The organism is Chromohalobacter sarecensis (assembly GCF_023061135.1).
Classification (GTDB): Bacteria; Pseudomonadota; Gammaproteobacteria; order Pseudomonadales; family Halomonadaceae; genus Chromohalobacter; species Chromohalobacter sarecensis.
Map to the genome: position 1 here is coordinate 189,025 of NZ_JAKGAN010000006.1, position 15,862 is coordinate 204,886.

Consider the following 15,862-nt stretch of genomic DNA (forward strand, 5'->3'; position numbering starts at 1 on the left):
GCTTTGAACTGACTTGCTTGAGCGGGCTAGACACGGACTCAACGACCGGCAGCGTCACCGCCAACATTGGCATCGGGGTTACATACAATGCCGCATGTATTGCCTCAGATCAATGTATCAGGCGAATAAGCAAGTACCAAGAAAGTCCAAGGATAGCGTGGAAAGCGCGTCATTGCCGTGACAAGTCGGCAGCATGACAAGCCATGCGGCCCGTCATGCCTGGCGCGTCATTCGAAAATCGAGTCCAGCGACAATCCTTGCTTCTCCAGTACTCGGCGCAATTTTTTCAACGCCTCGACCTGAATCTGACGTACCCGCTCACGGGTTAGACCGATTTCCGCGCCGACATCCTCGAGGGTCGCGGCTTCATGTCCGCGCAAGCCGAAACGACGCACGACGACTTCCATCTGTTTGTCGGTCAACTCCGCCAGCCAGTCGTCGACGTGCTGCTTGACGTCGTTGCCAACCAGTAACGACTCGGGACCGGCTTCGTTTTCATCGGCTAGCGTGTCGATCAAGGGCTTATCACTTTCGCCGCCCATCGGATAATCGACCGACGACACGCGCTCGTTGAGCCCGAGCATCTTCTTGACGGTGCCCACCGGCTTGTCCAGAAAATCGGCTATTTCCTCGGCCGTGGCTTCATGATCGAGTCGCTGTGTCAGCTCGCGTGCGGCGCGCAAGTAAATATTGAGTTCTTTGACCACATGGATGGGCAGGCGAATCGTGCGCGTTTGATTCATCAGCGCCCGTTCGATGGTCTGACGAATCCACCAGGTCGCATAGGTCGAGAAACGAAAGCCCCGTTCGGGGTCGAACTTTTCTACGGCACGGATCAGGCCCAGGTTGCCTTCCTCGATCAGATCGAGCAGTGACAACCCCCGGTTGAGATAGCGTCTGGCGATCTTGACCACCAGACGCAGATTGGACTCGATCATGCGCTGACGCCCGGCGGGATCGCCCTTCTGGGCCAGGCGCCCGTAGTGCACCTCTTCTTCGGGGGTCAAAAGCGGCGAAAAGCCGATTTCATTGAGGTAAATCTGTGTTGCGTCGAGGCTTTGATGGTAACTTTTTTCGTCACGATTCAATGCCTTCTCGAACGCATCGTCATCCTTGTCGCTAGCGACCTCTCCGGCATCGACTTCTATTTCATTGTCGACGTTGTCGAGGTCCACACCCTGAATATCCCGCTCCAGCATGCTCATATCCGATACCCCACTTTACTGCTGCCGATTTGATAACCACGGCCGGGGCGTGCGAGCCACCGGCCATGGCGGACTACCCGTTTATTGTTGTGCGCATGTTCAGGGTCCGAGTTCTACCACGCTCAACGCGATGGCAGATACTCCATTGGGTCTTGAGGCTGGCCGTCCTGGCGCACCTCGAAATGCAGCTTGACGCGATCGGCATCGGTGTTGCCCATGGTGGCGATGACCTCTCCTCCTTCGACGACATCGTTTTCCTCAACACGCAGCGTATCGTTATGCGCGTAAGCACTCAGGAAATGGTCGTTATGCTTGAGAATGATGAGGTTGCCATATCCGCGGACGCCACTGCCGGCATACACCACGATACCCGGACCCGCCGCTTTGACAGGTTGCCCCTTTTCACCGGCGATATCAATGCCGGCCGTCACGGTGGAATTGTCGTCGAAACCATTGACGACATCGCCCTCGGTGGGCCACTGCCAAGCCACATTTTCGACCGGCTGGTACTCGCGTTGAGAGCGGTCGGGCGTCGCGTCGCTTTCACCGGCGACGCTCGTACCGGCCTCTTGGGTGGACTCGGACTGCTCGTCGCCCGTCGCCTGCTCGTCCGTACTAGGCGCACTATCTTCTTGCGCCTCTTGTCGCTCATCGTTGGCGGCTGACGCATCCGAGGCATCGCTCGCGTCTTGGTTATCGCGCGCGGACTCGTCAGCCGCCTCATCCGCGTCGTAGACCGGCCCCGGCGCACCGCTTCCGCTGGCCTTGGAAGCAGCCCCTACGGCCTGCGAGCCGATGGTGGCGACTGCCAGGTCGCGACCTTGCGACGACGCACCATCCGTCGGTGCCAGCCAGTCATCGTCCTGCGCGCTACCGTTCGTACCGGCACCACCGCCGAGCGGGGTTGCCACCGCGCCTCCTGTCTCGTCGGATGCTTCATTTGATGCCGCAAGGGCCTCGCCATCGGGGCTCAGGCGTAGCGTTTGCCCCGGATCGAGACGATAGGGCGGCGTAATATCATTGAGTTGCGCTAAATCACGGAAATCGAGGTTGTTCTGCCAGGCAATGCCATACAGAGTGTCGCCCGATTTGACGGTATAAGAACTCGGCGGGTCGCTGTTACGACTGACCGAGAGATCCTGCACCTGGGGTGCGCCGCCGGAGCTTGCGCACCCCACCAGGCCCAGCGCTGCGAGTCCCAGCGCGGGCAGTAGTCGACGAGAGTCAGACATGGGGTCGGTCCTCTTTAAACGGGGAAGGACTGCGTTCACCGATGACCATAACCAGCACCAGGCCAGCGATCATCAAGGCGACCGCCGTCAACAATTGGGCCGGCTCACCGGTGATCACGCTGTAGTCCGAAGGCATGAGATAGCGATAATCGAGCGGCACGATCTTGTCGCCACTGGCCAAGCGGTAGCTGACCAGCTCGCGCCAGGGCCAGAGTTGCGGTAAGGAGCCGAGGATGAAACCGACCAGGGTCAAGAGCGTGCCCAGTCGGTAGTGATGGAAAAGCCACGAAAGAACCCGCGAGAACACCATCAAGCCGATGGCACAGCCCGCGCCGAAGGTCGCGATCAAGGCCAGGTCGGCGCTTTTGATACCCTCCATGACCGTCCCGTAGAGCCCCATCACCAGCAGCAGGAAGCTCCCCGAAACGCCCGGCAGAAGCATCGCGCTGATGGCGATGGCGCCCCCCACCAACAATACCCACTGGCTGGCTTCGCTGGGCGCCGGCAATAGGTTGGGCAGCCACAGGGCCACGCAGACGCCCAGAATCAAGGGAAAAATGTGCTGCCACTGCCAATGGCCGACCTGTCGGCCCACGACGATGGCCGAGGCCAGCACCAGGCCGAAGAAAAATGCATTGAGCAGCAGTTGATGATGATCGAGCAGCCAGGTGACGAGATGCGCGACACTCACCAGGCTCGCCACGATACCCAGCATCAAGGGCAACAGAAACGCCAGGTTGAGATGCCCGGCAAGCCCCGTCAGGCCGCCGCGGCGCCACGCCCCGAAGGCGCGGGGGCCGAATTGCTTGATCGAGTGGATCAACTCCTCGTAGATGCCGGTGATGAACGCAATGGTGCCGCCGGACACCCCGGGTACCGCGTCTGCGGCGCCCATCCCGGCGCCCTTGAAGAAAAGCGTCAGGTAACGCTTCATTGTATGACCCCTTCCAATAGCGGTACGAATCTGACCCGCTCGAGCCGCGTGCGCTCGAAGGTGGCGCCGCGACGCCGCACACGTGTCAGCCATTGGCGACCGGCCTCATCCTCCAGCGGCGCGATCAACTCCCCTCCGTCGTCCAGTTGGGACAACAGTTCCTGGGGGAGCACACTGGCACAAGCGGTGAAGAGGATGACATCGAAGGGGGCAGCCTGCGGCCATCCATGTCCGCCGTCTTCATGGCGCAGGCGTACGTTATTGACGCCCAGCATGGCCAGACGCGAGGCGGCACGACGATGCAAAGTACCGATGCGCTCGATGCTCCACACCGACTCGACCAGGCGCGCCAGAATCAACGTCTGGTAGCCCGAGCCGGTCCCTACTTCCAGCACGCGTCGCGGCTGCGCGGCCAGCACCAGCTCGGTCATACGTGCCACGATCCACGGCTGCGAGAGCGTCTGGCCATGCCCCAGCGGCAAAGCGGTATCTTCATAGGCGCGGTGCGCCAGCGCCTCGTCGAGGAAGACGTGACGTGGTTCGCGCGCCATGGCGTCGAGCACCCGTGTATCACGGATGCCGCCTGCCTGCAGCCGCCGTATCAAGCGATTGCGAGTACGCTGTGAGGTCATGCCGATGCCACCGAGTCGGTGTGTATCATGTGGTGTTTCAGGAATTCGACAATGCATCCAGCCAGTTCCGTACGTCGTCCAACGCCGCATGGCGTGTGAGATCGGTCTGAAGGGGCGTGATCGACACGTATCCCGCTTCGATGGCCGCGAAATCGGTGTCCGCCCCATCATCGGCGTTATCGCCGACGGCGGCAATCCAATAACGCTCGCGGCCACGCGGATCTTTCACCTTCATCGGCTGGGCCGCAGGGCCGCGATACCCCATCCGCGTCACGCGTACGCCCTGAATGTCTTCCCAGGGCACATCCGGCACATTGACGTTGAGCAGGCTGCGGGGCGGCAAGGACAATGACTCCGCCGCTCCCACCAGGGTCGCCGCGACGCGACCGGCGGTCTCGAAATAGCGCGCACCGCAAAGCGATACGGCAATGGCCGCCATGCCTAGATTGCGTCCTTCCATGGCGGCGGCCACGGTGCCCGAATACAGCACGTCATCGCCCAGATTGCTGCCATGATTGATACCCGAAATCACCAGGTCAGGCTTCTCGTCCCAGACTCCGTTGACGCCCAGATACACACAATCGGCCGGCGTGCCGTCGACGCAATAGAAGCCGTTGTCGAGGGCCGTCAACGCCAGGGGACGCGTCAGCGTCAACGAGTTGCTGGCGCCGCTCTTGTCGCGGTCCGGTGCCACCACCCGCAGGCGCCCATGTGCCGAAAGTGCATCGTGAAGCGCACGCAGCCCCGGTGCATGGACGCCATCGTCGTTGGATAACAGTAACTTGCGCATATCTGTCCTCTTGTTTTCCTGATAGCCGATATTCCTTCACAGCAACGGATGATGCATCAACTCGCGCAATACCGAGGTGGCGAAGGCCCCGCGCGGCAAGCCGAAGCCGAGCGTCACCCGGTCGGGGGCATCATGCTCCAGTGACGGTGCGTCAAGCGGCACGCATAGCGCGCGTCGATCCATGCGTACGCCGGCCGCTTCGAGTCCCAGCGACAGAGCCTCATGCCGCGCCGCGAGCCGCGTTTCTTCCTCAGCCACCTCCGCGACACTCTCCAGACGTCCGCGTCCCCACATAGGACCGGTGGGCGTGACGTCGCCGCGTGCGGCGCGTTCGTGCAAGGCGGCGTCGATCTCGTCGGCCACGAAGCGACTGGCCGTTCCCGCCAGCGTCAGCACATCGCCAGGACACGGCGTCCGCCAAGTCTGCGCGCGCAGTCGCGCGGCCAGCACCTCATTGAACAGGAAGCTGCGTGCCGCAGAAAGCTGCATGCCATGCGGATCGTCACGCTTGCGCCAACCACGCGTGAAAGCCTTCTGGGCAAGCACCAGGTTGCGCCCTTCGCGGCCGAAGCGTTGCGGGCCGAAGTAATTGGGCACGCCGACCGTACACAGGGTACGCCAACGACACGCCAGATCGGGATGCGAGGCAACCTCTCCGCTCAGACGGAGCGTGAAACGATTGGTACGGTGTACGCCGCGCTTGAGCTTGCGGGGATGACGTTGTGCGTCAAGGACCACGATTCCCACGTCGCTGAGCTGGACAGCGAAGGCGTCAGGGGCATCACGCCCAGGCAGATGCACCGAGAGCCATTGGCGAGTGATCGCGACGCGGTCCTTGAGGCCGCTATAGCCCACGTCGCGCGGGCGCACGCCACACACTCGCGCCACATGCTTGGCGGCTTCCGGCGTGGTCAGATCGCGCTTCTCGATCCACAACCAAAGGTGCTCGCCCTGCCCTTCCGGCGCGAAATCGAACACCTCCTCGACAATGAAGTCCTCGGGCGTCATGCGGAACTCGCCCGACGCCAGCGGCCCGCCGTGAACACGCGGCCAATCGGGTGGCCAGAGCGACATATCGCTCATGTCGCGTCCGCGCGTGTCAGCAGCACCACGGCCTCGGCGGCGATGCCTTCCTTGCGCCCGGTGAAGCCAAGCCGCTCGCTAGTGGTTGCCTTGACGTTGACCGCGTCTTCCGCCACCCCGAGCGTTTCGGCGATACGCGTGCGCATCAGCGCGATGTGATCGGCCAGGCGCGGCGCTTGAGCGATCACGGTGGTATCCAGGTTGACGATGCGATAGCCCTTGGCGGCGACTTGGTCATGTACCCGGCGCAGTAATTCGCGACTGTCGGCACCCGCCCAGGCCGCGTCGGTATCGGGAAAATGATGGCCGATATCGCCCAGGCCGCAGGCCCCGAGTAAAGCATCGCACAGCGCGTGCAGCAGGACGTCGCCATCCGAATGGGCGATGAAACCGTGGGTATGCGCGACGCGCACGCCGCCGATCATCAGGTGATCGCCATCACCGAAGCGGTGCACGTCAAAACCGTGACCAATACGTAACGTCATGAATATGTCTCGTCGGAAAGCGAGGTATCGCACGCGGTGTCGCTGAGAAGCCGCGTGGCGAGGGAAAGATCCTCGGGATGCGTGATCTTGAGGTTATCCCGGCGGCCGGGCACCAAACGCGGCGCCAGGCCCAGTGCCTCGAGGGCCGAGGCCTCATCGGTGAGCGCCACGCGTGTCTCGCGGGCATGGGCGAAGGCCCGGCACAGCACGCGATAGGAGGCGCCCTGCGGGGTCATGGCGTGCCATAACCCCTCGCGCGACACGGTATGCACGACGTGACCTTGGGCATCGGCGCGCTTCATGGTGTCCGCCACCGGTGCCGCCAGCAGCCCGCCATCGGGCGAGGTCTCGAGCACGGCGCGTAGGCGACGCAAGTCATCGAGCGCGACGCAAGGCCGCGCGACATCGTGCACCAATACCAGGTCGTCGTCCGCTGCAATACCCTCGAGCGATTCCAGCGCGTTGGCCACCGAATCGGCACGTTCAGCGCCGCCAGGGACTCGCTGCCAGTCGGCGAAGGGGACCCACTCAGTCGAGAAGCGCGCATCGTCGGCATCCAGGCACAGGCGCAGCGCTGCCTCCGGAAAAGCGGCGTGCAACCGCGCCAAGGTATGTGCCAGTACCGGCCGGCCGGCGATGTCGAGATACTGCTTGGGCAAGGTGGCCCCCATGCGACGGCCTTGCCCCGCTGCTGGCACGATCAACCACAAGCGACTCACGGCGCCACCTCCTCGGGCATCGCCGCCGCCTTTTCAGGGTCGCCCTGCAGCGTAGTGGCACTTTGCTCGATGATGGAGCGCTCGGCAGTCACGCCGGGCACCCAGAAAAACTGCTCATCGCGGCGTATCATGCCCAGGTCGCTGCGTGCCCGTTCCTCGATGGCATCGAGCCCTTTCTTGAGATCGATCACTTCCGCCGCCAGGCGGTCATTGCGCGCCTGCAGCCGGTCGTTTTTTTCTTCGAGCACATCGGCACGGTGACGAATATGGTTGAGTTCACGCACTCCCCCTTCACCGAACCACAGGTGATACTGCAGTAGACCGATCAGTACCACTAGCGCTATGCATACCCACTTCAACATCGTTGGTTCCGTCCTGGACCGACAGCTGCCCGGCATTATGCCATCATCAAGGCACCCGCGCAGTCCACGCGGCGAGCCAATCGCCGCGCGACGCGCCCCGCTGACGACGATGTCAAGGAGCCCCGCATGTACAAACTCGCGTTTTTCGTTCCCATGGACGACGCCGAATGCGTCAAGGAAGCCGTATTCGCCACCGGCGCCGGGCGCATCGGCGACTACGAGGCCTGCTGCTTCCAGACGCCCGGCCAAGGCCAGTTCCGCCCACTCGACGGCGCCGACCCGCATATCGGCAAGGTCGGCGCGCTCAGTCATGTCGAGGAGTTTAAGGTCGAGCTGGTCTGTGAGGACGATCACCTGGAAGCCGCCGTGGCGGCGCTCAAGCTAGCCCATCCCTACGAGGAACCGGCGTATGAGGCGTGGCGCCTGGCAGACGTTTAGACGCGTTACGCGCTGCCCAGGTAACGTTCGCGGTCTTCGGCGTTGATGTCGCTGACATGAAGCGGGTAGTCACCGCCCCGGCGATCGTCGAAGTAGTGGCGCAAGGTACGCTCGATGGTGGGGAAGGCCAATTCGTGCCAGGGAATCTCGGCCTCCTCGAACAACGCCACCTCGAGGCTCTCGGGGCCGGACGCGTAGTCGCCGCGCAGCGCGCCACGGAAGATCATGTAGACCTGATTGATGTGTGGCAGGTTGATGAGCGTATAAAGACCCTCGAGGTCGACTTCCGCGCAGGCTTCCTCGCGGGTCTCGCGCATGGCGGCCTCGGAGGTGGTCTCGCCGTTTTCCATGTAGCCGGCAGGCAGCGTCCAGTAGCCCATGCGAGGCGCGATCGCGCGGCGACACAACAAGACGCGCTCCCCTGCCACCGGTAAGGTACCCGCCACGATGCGCGGATTCTGGTAATGGATGGTGCCACAGGCATCGCAGAGAAAGCGCCCGCGATCATCGCCCTCGGGAATCGCGAAACGCACGGTTTGGCCACACTGGCTACAGAAGTTCATGATCGTCCTCGGGCGAGCGATACGGCGCCCCATTAGGTGAAAAGCAACATGTTAGAGACACTGTGCGAACGCCTGCAAGCGCATCAGCCGCGCCAACTGAACGCCGACATGCCCAGAGCCGCGGTGCTGCTGGCGATCGTCGAGCGCCGCGAGCCCACGATCGTGCTGACGCGCCGTGCCGGTCATCTCGCCCAGCATGGCGGGCAAGTCGCGTTTCCCGGCGGCAAGGTCGAGCCGGAGGATGCCGACCTGTGGGCCACGGCCTTGCGCGAAGCGCACGAGGAGATCGCGCTGCCACCCGCGCACGTCGTATGCCTCGGCCGGCTAAGCGACGTCACCTCACGCCACGGCATCTGCGTGACACCGTTCGTCGGGTTGATTCCCCCCGGCCTCTCATTGGTACCGGATCATAATGAACTGGATACCATTTTCGAGGTGCCGCTGACGTGGTTCCTCGAGGATCGCCGCAGTCATACCGATGTCATCCGTCACGGCGAGCACACTTATTATGTGCCCAGCTACGCCTACGCCAATCAGATAATATGGGGCCTATCGGCGATGATGCTGGTCGAGCTGCTGGCGGTAGGTTTCGCACGCCCCATCAGCCTCGACCGCGCGCCTCTCGGCAGTCCATTGCGTCATCTGCCTGCGCCGCCCCCGCCACGGCCTTGAAACCTGCACAGGACTTTTTCACATGCCGCGACATGATCCCGCCGACTATCTCGACATGGCCGCCTTGCCCACGCTGGTGGATGCGCTGGTCACGCAGGGCTGGTTCGTCGGCGAACGCTTCATCGATACCGCACTATGCCATACATTGCAGGCGGAACTGCAGACGCTGAAGGCATGCTCGCATCTCGACGAAGCCGGCATCGGCCGGGGACAGGCACACCGTATCGAGCGCGATGTCCGGGGCGATGCCATTCATTGGCTGGATCGCGAAAGCCGGGCCCAACGCCAATACCTGACGGTGATGGCGTTTTTGCAGCAGACCATCAATCGCGAGCTCTATCTGGGGCTGTTCGAATTCGAGGCTCACTTCGCCTCGTACCCACCGGGCGCCTTCTACAAGAAGCACTTCGACAGCTTTCGCGGCCGCAGCAACCGCATTGTCTCGACCGTGCTGTATCTCAACCCCGCGTGGACGGCGGCGCACGGCGGCGAGATGGCGTTGTTCGACCCCGACGACCCTGAACGCGAAATCGCACGCATACGCCCTGAACTCGGCACCTTCGTGTGCTTTCTCGCCGACCGCGTCCCCCACGAGGTGCTGCCGACCCAGGCCCCGCGCGCCAGCATCGCCGGCTGGTTCCGTCGCAACACCTCGCTGGGCGGCAGCATCGATCCAGCCCGCTGAAGACGCTGCCTTAATAGACTTCGTCGAACACGCCCAGATCGGCCTCGATGGCGGCCAACTGCGCTCTCCCCATGGGTAGCCACTGGCGCAAGACGAAATCCGCGCTGGCCAGTTTGGCCCGATAGAAGGCATCGTCAGCACCAGCTGCCAGTGCCGTCTGTGCAATCAGTGCCGAACGCCCCATCTGCCAGGCACACAGCACATGACCGGTCAACGCCAGCAACGGCGTCGCCAGAGCCTGGAGCGCGTCGGGGCCGCGCTCGACATCGCCACCCCTCGCCAGCACGACTGTCACCGCTCGGCGTAGATCCGCTACGCCCTGATGCAGTGACACCCCCAAGTCAGCGAGATCAGCATCAGCGGTAAGCGCATCGGCGCAAGCGGCAACCTCGTCGAGCACGTCACCCAAGGCGGCACCGCCGTCGCGGTAGATCTTGCGACCAGCGAGGTCGAGCGCCTGAATGCCGTTGGTGCCTTCGTAGATCGGCGCGATACGCGCATCGCGTAGATGCTGCGCGGCGCCGGTCTCTTCGATGTATCCCATGCCGCCGTGTACCTGAATGCCCAGCGACGCGATGTCCACCGCTTGGTCGGTAGAAAAGGCTTTGACCACCGGCGTGTAGAGATCGACCCGCCGTTGGGCGCGTTGCCGTTCGTCCGTCGTAGGCGCATGCCGGGCGCGGTCCATCTCGCTGGCCGAGAGCAAGGCCAGGGCCCGCAGGGCTTCCAGGCGCGCACGCATCGACAGCAGCATGCGGCGCACATCGTAGTGCTCGCCAATTACTGCGGGATGGCCGCCGCGCGCTTCGGGCGTGCGGCCTTGAACGCGCTCTGCGGCATACCCACGCGCTTGCTGATAAGCCCGCTCGGCCACACCAATGCCTTGAATGCCCACCTTGTGGCGCGCCGCGTTCATCATCGTGAACATGTGTTGAAGCCCACGGCCGGGCTCGCCGACCAGATAGCCGATGGCGCCCTCGCGCTCGCCGAAGCTGAGTACGCAGGTCGGCGAGCCATGAATGCCCAGCTTATGCTCCAGCGATACGCAGCTCACGTCGTTGCGCTCACCCAAATCACCCTGTTCGTCGACCAGGAACTTGGGCACCAGAAACAGCGATATACCGCGATTGCCCTCGGCGGCATCCGGCAGGCGGGCGAGGACCAGGTGGATGATGTTGTCGGCGCAATCGTGCTCACCCCATGTGATGAAGATTTTCTGACCGCTGAGGCGATAGTGCTCGCCTTCCGACACTGCCCGCGTGCGTACCACCGCCAGATCCGAGCCGGCCTGCGGCTCGGTGAGGTTCATGGTGCCCGTCCACTCGCCACTGACCAGCTTTTCCAGATAGCGCGCCTTGAGTGACTCGCTGCCGTGCTGGGCCAGTGATTCGACGGCCCCCGCCGTCAATAGCGGGCACAACGCCAGCGCCATGTTGGCGGCTTGCCACATTTCCTGCACTGCGCTGGCGACGACCTCCGGTAGACCCTGCCCGCCATGGGCGGGATCGCTGCCGATGCCGTTCCACCCGCCCTCGACGAAGGCACGATAGGCCTCGGCGAAGCCCGTCGGCGTGTGCACTTCACCTTCTACCAGGCGGCAGCCTTGTTCATCGCCACGGCGGTTGAGCGGCGCCCACACATCGCCCGCCAGGCGCGCGGCCTCGTCGAGGATCGCGGTGATCAGTTCCCCGGAGAGCTCTTGATACTCGGGCAGACGCAGCGAGCGATGCTCGAGCAGTTCTTCGAGGACGAAGCGAAGATCGCGTAACGGCGCGGCATAGGACATGGCTCACCTTCATCATTCAGACGCTTATCATTCAAACGTATGTGTTAATTGGAATACATGCCATGATCATAGTGGTGCCGGGCGCGATGAGCCATTAGCCGAACGGTGCAAGAACCGCAAAGCCGTGCCCGTTCAGGCTATCCATTGGCAGCCAAACATCCGGGGCACTTGCTATTTTCCCTTGTATGACCAACGCTTAAAGATATCGATTGTGGATACTGAGACCAATATCAGCATGCAGACGCCACTCCCGTCGGCACTTGCTTTTTCCAATATCGCCTTGTTTCTCGATTTCGACGGCACGTTAGTGCCTATCGCATCGCATCCCGATGCCGTCACACTACCGCCCCGCCAGCGCCACTTGCTGAATACCTTGCAGACCCGGCTTGAGGGAGCCCTCGCCGTCATCAGCGGCCGCCGTCTGGCCGACCTGGAGTGCTTGACGGCGCCCCTGACGCTAACGCTCATGGGGTGTCATGGCGCGCAGTGGCGCGACAGCGACGGCACCCGACACGCCGAGCGGCTCGAGTCCGAGGCCACGGCGCACCTGGGCATCGCCCTTGCCGAATTCTCACAACAACATCCCGGCACCGTCTTCGAGGACAAAACGTACGCCTTCGCTCTCCACTACCGTCAGGCGCCGCAGCACGAACGGGCCTGCCGAGACACGATGACACGCCTTTGGCAGGGCCATCGCGACGCCTACCAACTCATCGAGGGCAAGTGCCTGCTGGAGCTTCGTCATCATGCCTGCCACAAGGGACGCGCCGTGCAGCGACTGCTCGACACGCCGCCCTTCCGGCAGCGCACCCCGCTGTTCATTGGCGACGACCGCACGGACGAGGACGCATTTCCCGTCGTCAATGCACACGGCGGCTTCTCCGTGCGCGTCGGTGAAGCCGCGCAGAGTCAAGCCACGTATCGCTTGGATAGCGTCGAGGAGGTTTTGTCATGGTTGGAACGTCAGACAAGGAGCATGTCAACTTAACGCAGGATCCGACACTCGAACTGGGGCTGGTCGGCAACTGTCAGGTCAGCGCGCTGATCGACGACCAGTCCCGCATCGTCTGGTTCTGTTTTCCGCGCCTGGATAGCGCCCCGGTTTTTTCCCGCCTGGTAGATACGCAGGATCGCGGTTATTTCGCCATCGATGTCGAAAACCGTGTCGCCAGCCATCAGTACTATGTCCGCAACACCGCCATCCTGTGCACGGAGATCGAGGATGCCGAGGGCGGCAAGGTCCGCATCACCGACTTCTGTCCTCGCTTCTTGCAGTTCGGGCGGGAATTTCATCCCACCGGGCTGTGTCGACGCGTGGAGCGCATCGCCGGCACCCCGGTCATCCGCACGCGCCTGCGTCCGGTACAGGGCTACGATGGCACGTCGCCCGACACGACCCATGGTAGCCACCACATCCGCTATCTTTGCCAAGATGACGTCGTGCGTCTGACCACCGATGCCTCGATCACCCATCTGCTGCAGGAATCCGCCCATGCCCTGGATCGCCCGCTGCATTTCATCATCGGCCCCGACGAGAGCCTGACGACCACTCCCGCAAGGCTCTACAGCCACTACTGGGAAGAAACCCGCCGCTATTGGCACGACTGGGTCAGCCGGCTGGCCGTGCCCTTCGAATGGCAAGACGCCGTAATTCGCGCCGCCATCACGCTGAAGCTCAGCACCTTCGACGATACCGGAGCCGTGGTCGCCGCCATGACCACCTCGATCCCCGAGGCCGCGAACACCCAGCGCAACTGGGATTACCGCTATTGCTGGCTGCGCGATGCGTATTTCGTGGTGCATGCGCTCAACCGGCTCGGTGCAACCGGGACGATGGAAAATTTCCTGCACTACATCATCGACCTCGTCGTCGGCACCCATCGTCACCAGCTACAACCGCTGTACGGCATCGGTGGCGAGACGGTGCTGGACGAGCACAGCCTTGAGACGCTTGCCGGGTATCACGGCATGGGGCCAGTACGTGTAGGCAACGCCGCCTACCTGCAGAATCAGCATGATGTCTACGGCGCCGTCATCCTGGCCGCCAACCAGGTCTTCTTCGATCAGCGTCTCGAAGAGGTCGGTAATGAGACGCTATTCCGGCGCCTCGAGCCCCTGGGCCACCTGGCCGCCGAATGTTACGACCAGCCCGATGCCAGCATCTGGGAATATCGCGGCCGCGAGCGCGTGCATACCTACTCGGCCATCATGTGCTGGGCGGCCTGTGACCGGCTGGCCAAGATCGCCGCGCAACTCGAGCTGGACAGCGCCGCACGGCACTGGCGCGACACCGCCGACACCATGCACCGCACCATCTGCACCGAGTCCTGGAACGAGCCCCAAGACTTCTTCGCCGAGAGCTTCGGCGGCGAGGGCCTGGATGCCAGCCTGTTACTCATCAACGAGCTTGGCTTTCTACCCGCCGATGACCCGCGCTTTGTCGCCACCGTCAAGGCCATCGGCGGGCATCTGCGACGTGGCGATCACCTCTTTCGCTACGTCGCCGACGACGATTTCGGGGCGCCCGAAAACGCCTTCAACATCTGTACTTTCTGGTATATCGACGCACTCTGGGCGATCGGCGATCACAGCGAAGCCAGGCGGCTGTTCGAGGGATTGCTGGCATGTCGCAACAAGGTCGGGCTCCTCTCCGAGGATCTCGACCCCGACACTCACCAGCTATGGGGCAACTTCCCGCAAACCTACAGCATGGTGGGGCTGATCAACTCGGCGCTACACCTCAGCAAGAACTGGGAGGAAGCGCTATGAAAGACCTTGTCGTGGTCTCCAACCGGGTGTCGATCCCCGAGGCCGGACGCTCTCAGGCAGGCGGGCTGGCGATGGCCCTCAATAGCGCCCTCGCCCGCCATGGGGGCATGTGGTTCGGCTGGAATGGCGAGATTTGCCATGACACCTCACCACAGCCGACCCAGACACGTCGCAACGGCATTACCTACGCCACCTTGCCGCTGAATGCAGAGCAACACGATGACTATTACCTGGGTTTTTCCAACGAAGTGCTGTGGCCGATCTTCCATTTCAATCTAGGCGCTATGAAATTCCAACGCCGCCATGCCCAGGCCTACTACGCGACCAATCAGCATTTCGCCGAAAAACTCAGCACGCTGCTCACCGGCGACGAACTCATCTGGGTACACGACTACCACCTGATCCCCCTCGGTGAAGCCCTGCGCCGCCAGGGGAGCCACGCCCCGATGGGGTTTTTCCTGCACATCCCCTTTCCCAGCGCCGAGCTGTTGCGCTGTATTCCCGGACATCGCGACTTGTTGGCAAGCTTCTTCGCTTACGACTTGCTGGGATTCCAGACGCCCCAAGACCTTGAAACCTTCTGCCATGCCGCGATCCGCATCCTCGGGGCCAAGCGCAGCGACAATGTGCTGCGTCACGGCGACCGACGCCTGAAACTCGGCATCTACCCCGTGGGCATCGACGTCGACACGCTACAACGCGAGGCACAGCATAGCGAAACCAAGCAAGCCGTCCGCCAGCTACGCGCCTCGTTGGGCGGCTGTGCGCTGATCGCCGGCGCCGACCGGCTCGACTATTCCAAGGGGCTCGGCGAACGCATGCTCGCCTTCGAGCACCTGCTCAACGACTACCCCCAGTACCGGCGCCACGTCCTCTATACGCAAGTCGCAAGCCCCTCTCGAAGCGCCATCACTGAATACGACGACCTGCGCCAGCAGCTCGAATCCCAGGCCGGCCATATCAACGGCTTACATTCCGATCTCGATTGGGTACCGGTGCACTACATCAACAAGACCTATCCGCGCACCGCGCTCATGGGGCTCTTTCGCGCCGCCCAGGTAGGCCTTGTCACACCACTGCGCGATGGCATGAACCTGGTCTGCAAGGAATTCGTCGCAGCCCAGGACAGCCGCGACCCCGGCGCGCTGGTACTCAGCGAACTCGCCGGCGCCGCACATGAGCTCGAGGGCGCCTTGTTGATCAATCCCTACGATCCGCATGCCATCGCCGAAGCGCTCGATCAAGCACTGCAGATGCCACACGAGGAGCGCTGCCAACGCCATGCCAGCATGCTGGCCAGCGTCCGCTGCAATGACCTGACGCGCTGGTGGCAACGTTTTCTCGACGATCTCGGGTATGCCGTGTCGAGTTGAAACCCAGCGCTTCGATTCCGCCTGTCCCGAACGACCGCCGATATGCTTTAGGCAAAACCCCTCCCATGCAAAAAGGAGCGCCCCGCAGGGCGCTCCTTGCATTGGCGCTCTCGTTGGAGGGCGCGACATAAGAA

17 protein-coding genes are annotated in these 15,862 nt (G+C 62.8%); 6 read left to right on the plus strand and 11 right to left on the minus strand.

Annotated elements, in window-relative coordinates; genetic code table 11:
* Positions 1–227: 227 nt before the first annotated feature.
* The 9 genes from rpoS to ftsB form a co-directional block, all read right to left on the minus strand.
* Positions 228–1,205, minus strand: coding sequence for an RNA polymerase sigma factor RpoS (gene rpoS, locus L1071_RS11420; protein ID WP_246974916.1), 978 nt, complete (start codon positions 1,203–1,205; stop codon positions 228–230).
* Positions 1,206–1,327: 122 nt separating this feature from the next.
* Positions 1,328–2,437: a peptidoglycan DD-metalloendopeptidase family protein gene (locus tag L1071_RS11425; protein WP_246974919.1), complete on the minus strand. Its 1,110-nt coding sequence runs from the start codon at positions 2,435–2,437 to the stop codon at positions 1,328–1,330.
* Positions 2,430–3,371 carry a DUF368 domain-containing protein gene (locus tag L1071_RS11430; protein ID WP_246974922.1) on the minus strand — a complete coding sequence of 314 codons (942 nt, stop codon included), beginning with the start codon at positions 3,369–3,371 and terminating at the stop codon, positions 2,430–2,432. Before L1071_RS11430 ends, L1071_RS11425 begins: the two co-directional genes overlap by 8 nt.
* Positions 3,368–4,060 (minus strand): protein-L-isoaspartate(D-aspartate) O-methyltransferase, encoded by a 693-nt coding sequence (locus tag L1071_RS11435; RefSeq protein WP_246974925.1) that lies wholly within the window; start codon positions 4,058–4,060, stop codon positions 3,368–3,370. Before L1071_RS11435 ends, L1071_RS11430 begins: the two co-directional genes overlap by 4 nt.
* Positions 4,041–4,793, minus strand: coding sequence for a 5'/3'-nucleotidase SurE (gene surE / locus L1071_RS11440; protein WP_246974928.1), 753 nt, complete (start codon positions 4,791–4,793; stop codon positions 4,041–4,043). Before surE ends, L1071_RS11435 begins: the two co-directional genes overlap by 20 nt.
* Positions 4,794–4,829: 36 nt before the next feature.
* A complete protein-coding gene (truD, locus tag L1071_RS11445; protein ID WP_246974931.1) occupies positions 4,830–5,876 on the minus strand; it encodes a tRNA pseudouridine(13) synthase TruD in 1,047 nt (348 codons plus the stop codon).
* On the minus strand, positions 5,873–6,361 hold the full coding sequence (gene ispF / locus L1071_RS11450; protein ID WP_246974934.1) for a 2-C-methyl-D-erythritol 2,4-cyclodiphosphate synthase: 489 nt from the start codon (positions 6,359–6,361) through the stop codon (positions 5,873–5,875). Before ispF ends, truD begins: the two co-directional genes overlap by 4 nt.
* Positions 6,358–7,080 (minus strand): 2-C-methyl-D-erythritol 4-phosphate cytidylyltransferase, encoded by a 723-nt coding sequence (gene ispD / locus L1071_RS11455; protein WP_246974938.1) that lies wholly within the window; start codon positions 7,078–7,080, stop codon positions 6,358–6,360. Before ispD ends, ispF begins: the two co-directional genes overlap by 4 nt.
* Positions 7,077–7,442, minus strand: a complete 366-nt coding sequence (gene ftsB, locus L1071_RS11460; RefSeq protein ID WP_246974941.1) for a cell division protein FtsB — start codon at positions 7,440–7,442, stop codon at positions 7,077–7,079. The genes ispD and ftsB overlap by 4 nt, the downstream gene beginning before the upstream one ends.
* 126 nt (positions 7,443–7,568) lie before the next feature.
* On the opposite strand from ftsB, the gene L1071_RS11465 reads away from it, so the two are divergent.
* A complete protein-coding gene (locus L1071_RS11465) occupies positions 7,569–7,880 on the plus strand; it encodes a YqfO family protein (protein ID WP_246974944.1) in 312 nt (103 codons plus the stop codon).
* Between the two features lie 5 nt (positions 7,881–7,885).
* Here L1071_RS11465 and L1071_RS11470 read toward each other — a convergent pair whose 3' ends face one another.
* A complete protein-coding gene (locus L1071_RS11470; RefSeq protein WP_246974947.1) occupies positions 7,886–8,443 on the minus strand; it encodes an NUDIX hydrolase in 558 nt (185 codons plus the stop codon).
* 48 nt (positions 8,444–8,491) lie between these two features.
* Between L1071_RS11470 and L1071_RS11475 the strand changes: the two genes are divergently transcribed.
* The gene (locus tag L1071_RS11475) at positions 8,492–9,115 is read left to right on the plus strand and encodes a CoA pyrophosphatase (protein ID WP_246974950.1); all 624 of its coding nucleotides are present in this window, start codon (positions 8,492–8,494) and stop codon (positions 9,113–9,115) included.
* 22 nt (positions 9,116–9,137) lie between these two features.
* Positions 9,138–9,800, plus strand: a complete 663-nt coding sequence (locus L1071_RS11480) for a 2OG-Fe(II) oxygenase (protein WP_246974953.1) — start codon at positions 9,138–9,140, stop codon at positions 9,798–9,800.
* 10 nt (positions 9,801–9,810) lie between these two features.
* Here the strand turns inward: L1071_RS11480 and L1071_RS11485 are convergent, their stop codons facing one another.
* Positions 9,811–11,586 carry an acyl-CoA dehydrogenase gene (locus L1071_RS11485; protein ID WP_246974956.1) on the minus strand — a complete coding sequence of 592 codons (1,776 nt, stop codon included), beginning with the start codon at positions 11,584–11,586 and terminating at the stop codon, positions 9,811–9,813.
* Positions 11,587–11,797: 211 nt separating this feature from the next.
* On the opposite strand from L1071_RS11485, the gene otsB reads away from it, so the two are divergent.
* From otsB to L1071_RS11500, 3 genes are read left to right on the plus strand one after another with little or no spacing between them, the layout of a single operon-like run.
* Positions 11,798–12,574: a trehalose-phosphatase gene (gene otsB, locus L1071_RS11490; RefSeq protein ID WP_246974959.1), complete on the plus strand. Its 777-nt coding sequence runs from the start codon at positions 11,798–11,800 to the stop codon at positions 12,572–12,574.
* A complete protein-coding gene (locus L1071_RS11495; RefSeq protein ID WP_246974962.1) occupies positions 12,538–14,355 on the plus strand; it encodes a glycoside hydrolase family 15 protein in 1,818 nt (605 codons plus the stop codon). Before otsB ends, L1071_RS11495 begins: the two co-directional genes overlap by 37 nt.
* Positions 14,352–15,728 (plus strand): alpha,alpha-trehalose-phosphate synthase (UDP-forming), encoded by a 1,377-nt coding sequence (locus L1071_RS11500; RefSeq protein ID WP_246974964.1) that lies wholly within the window; start codon positions 14,352–14,354, stop codon positions 15,726–15,728. The genes L1071_RS11495 and L1071_RS11500 overlap by 4 nt, the downstream gene beginning before the upstream one ends.
* Positions 15,729–15,862: the final 134 nt, after the last annotated feature.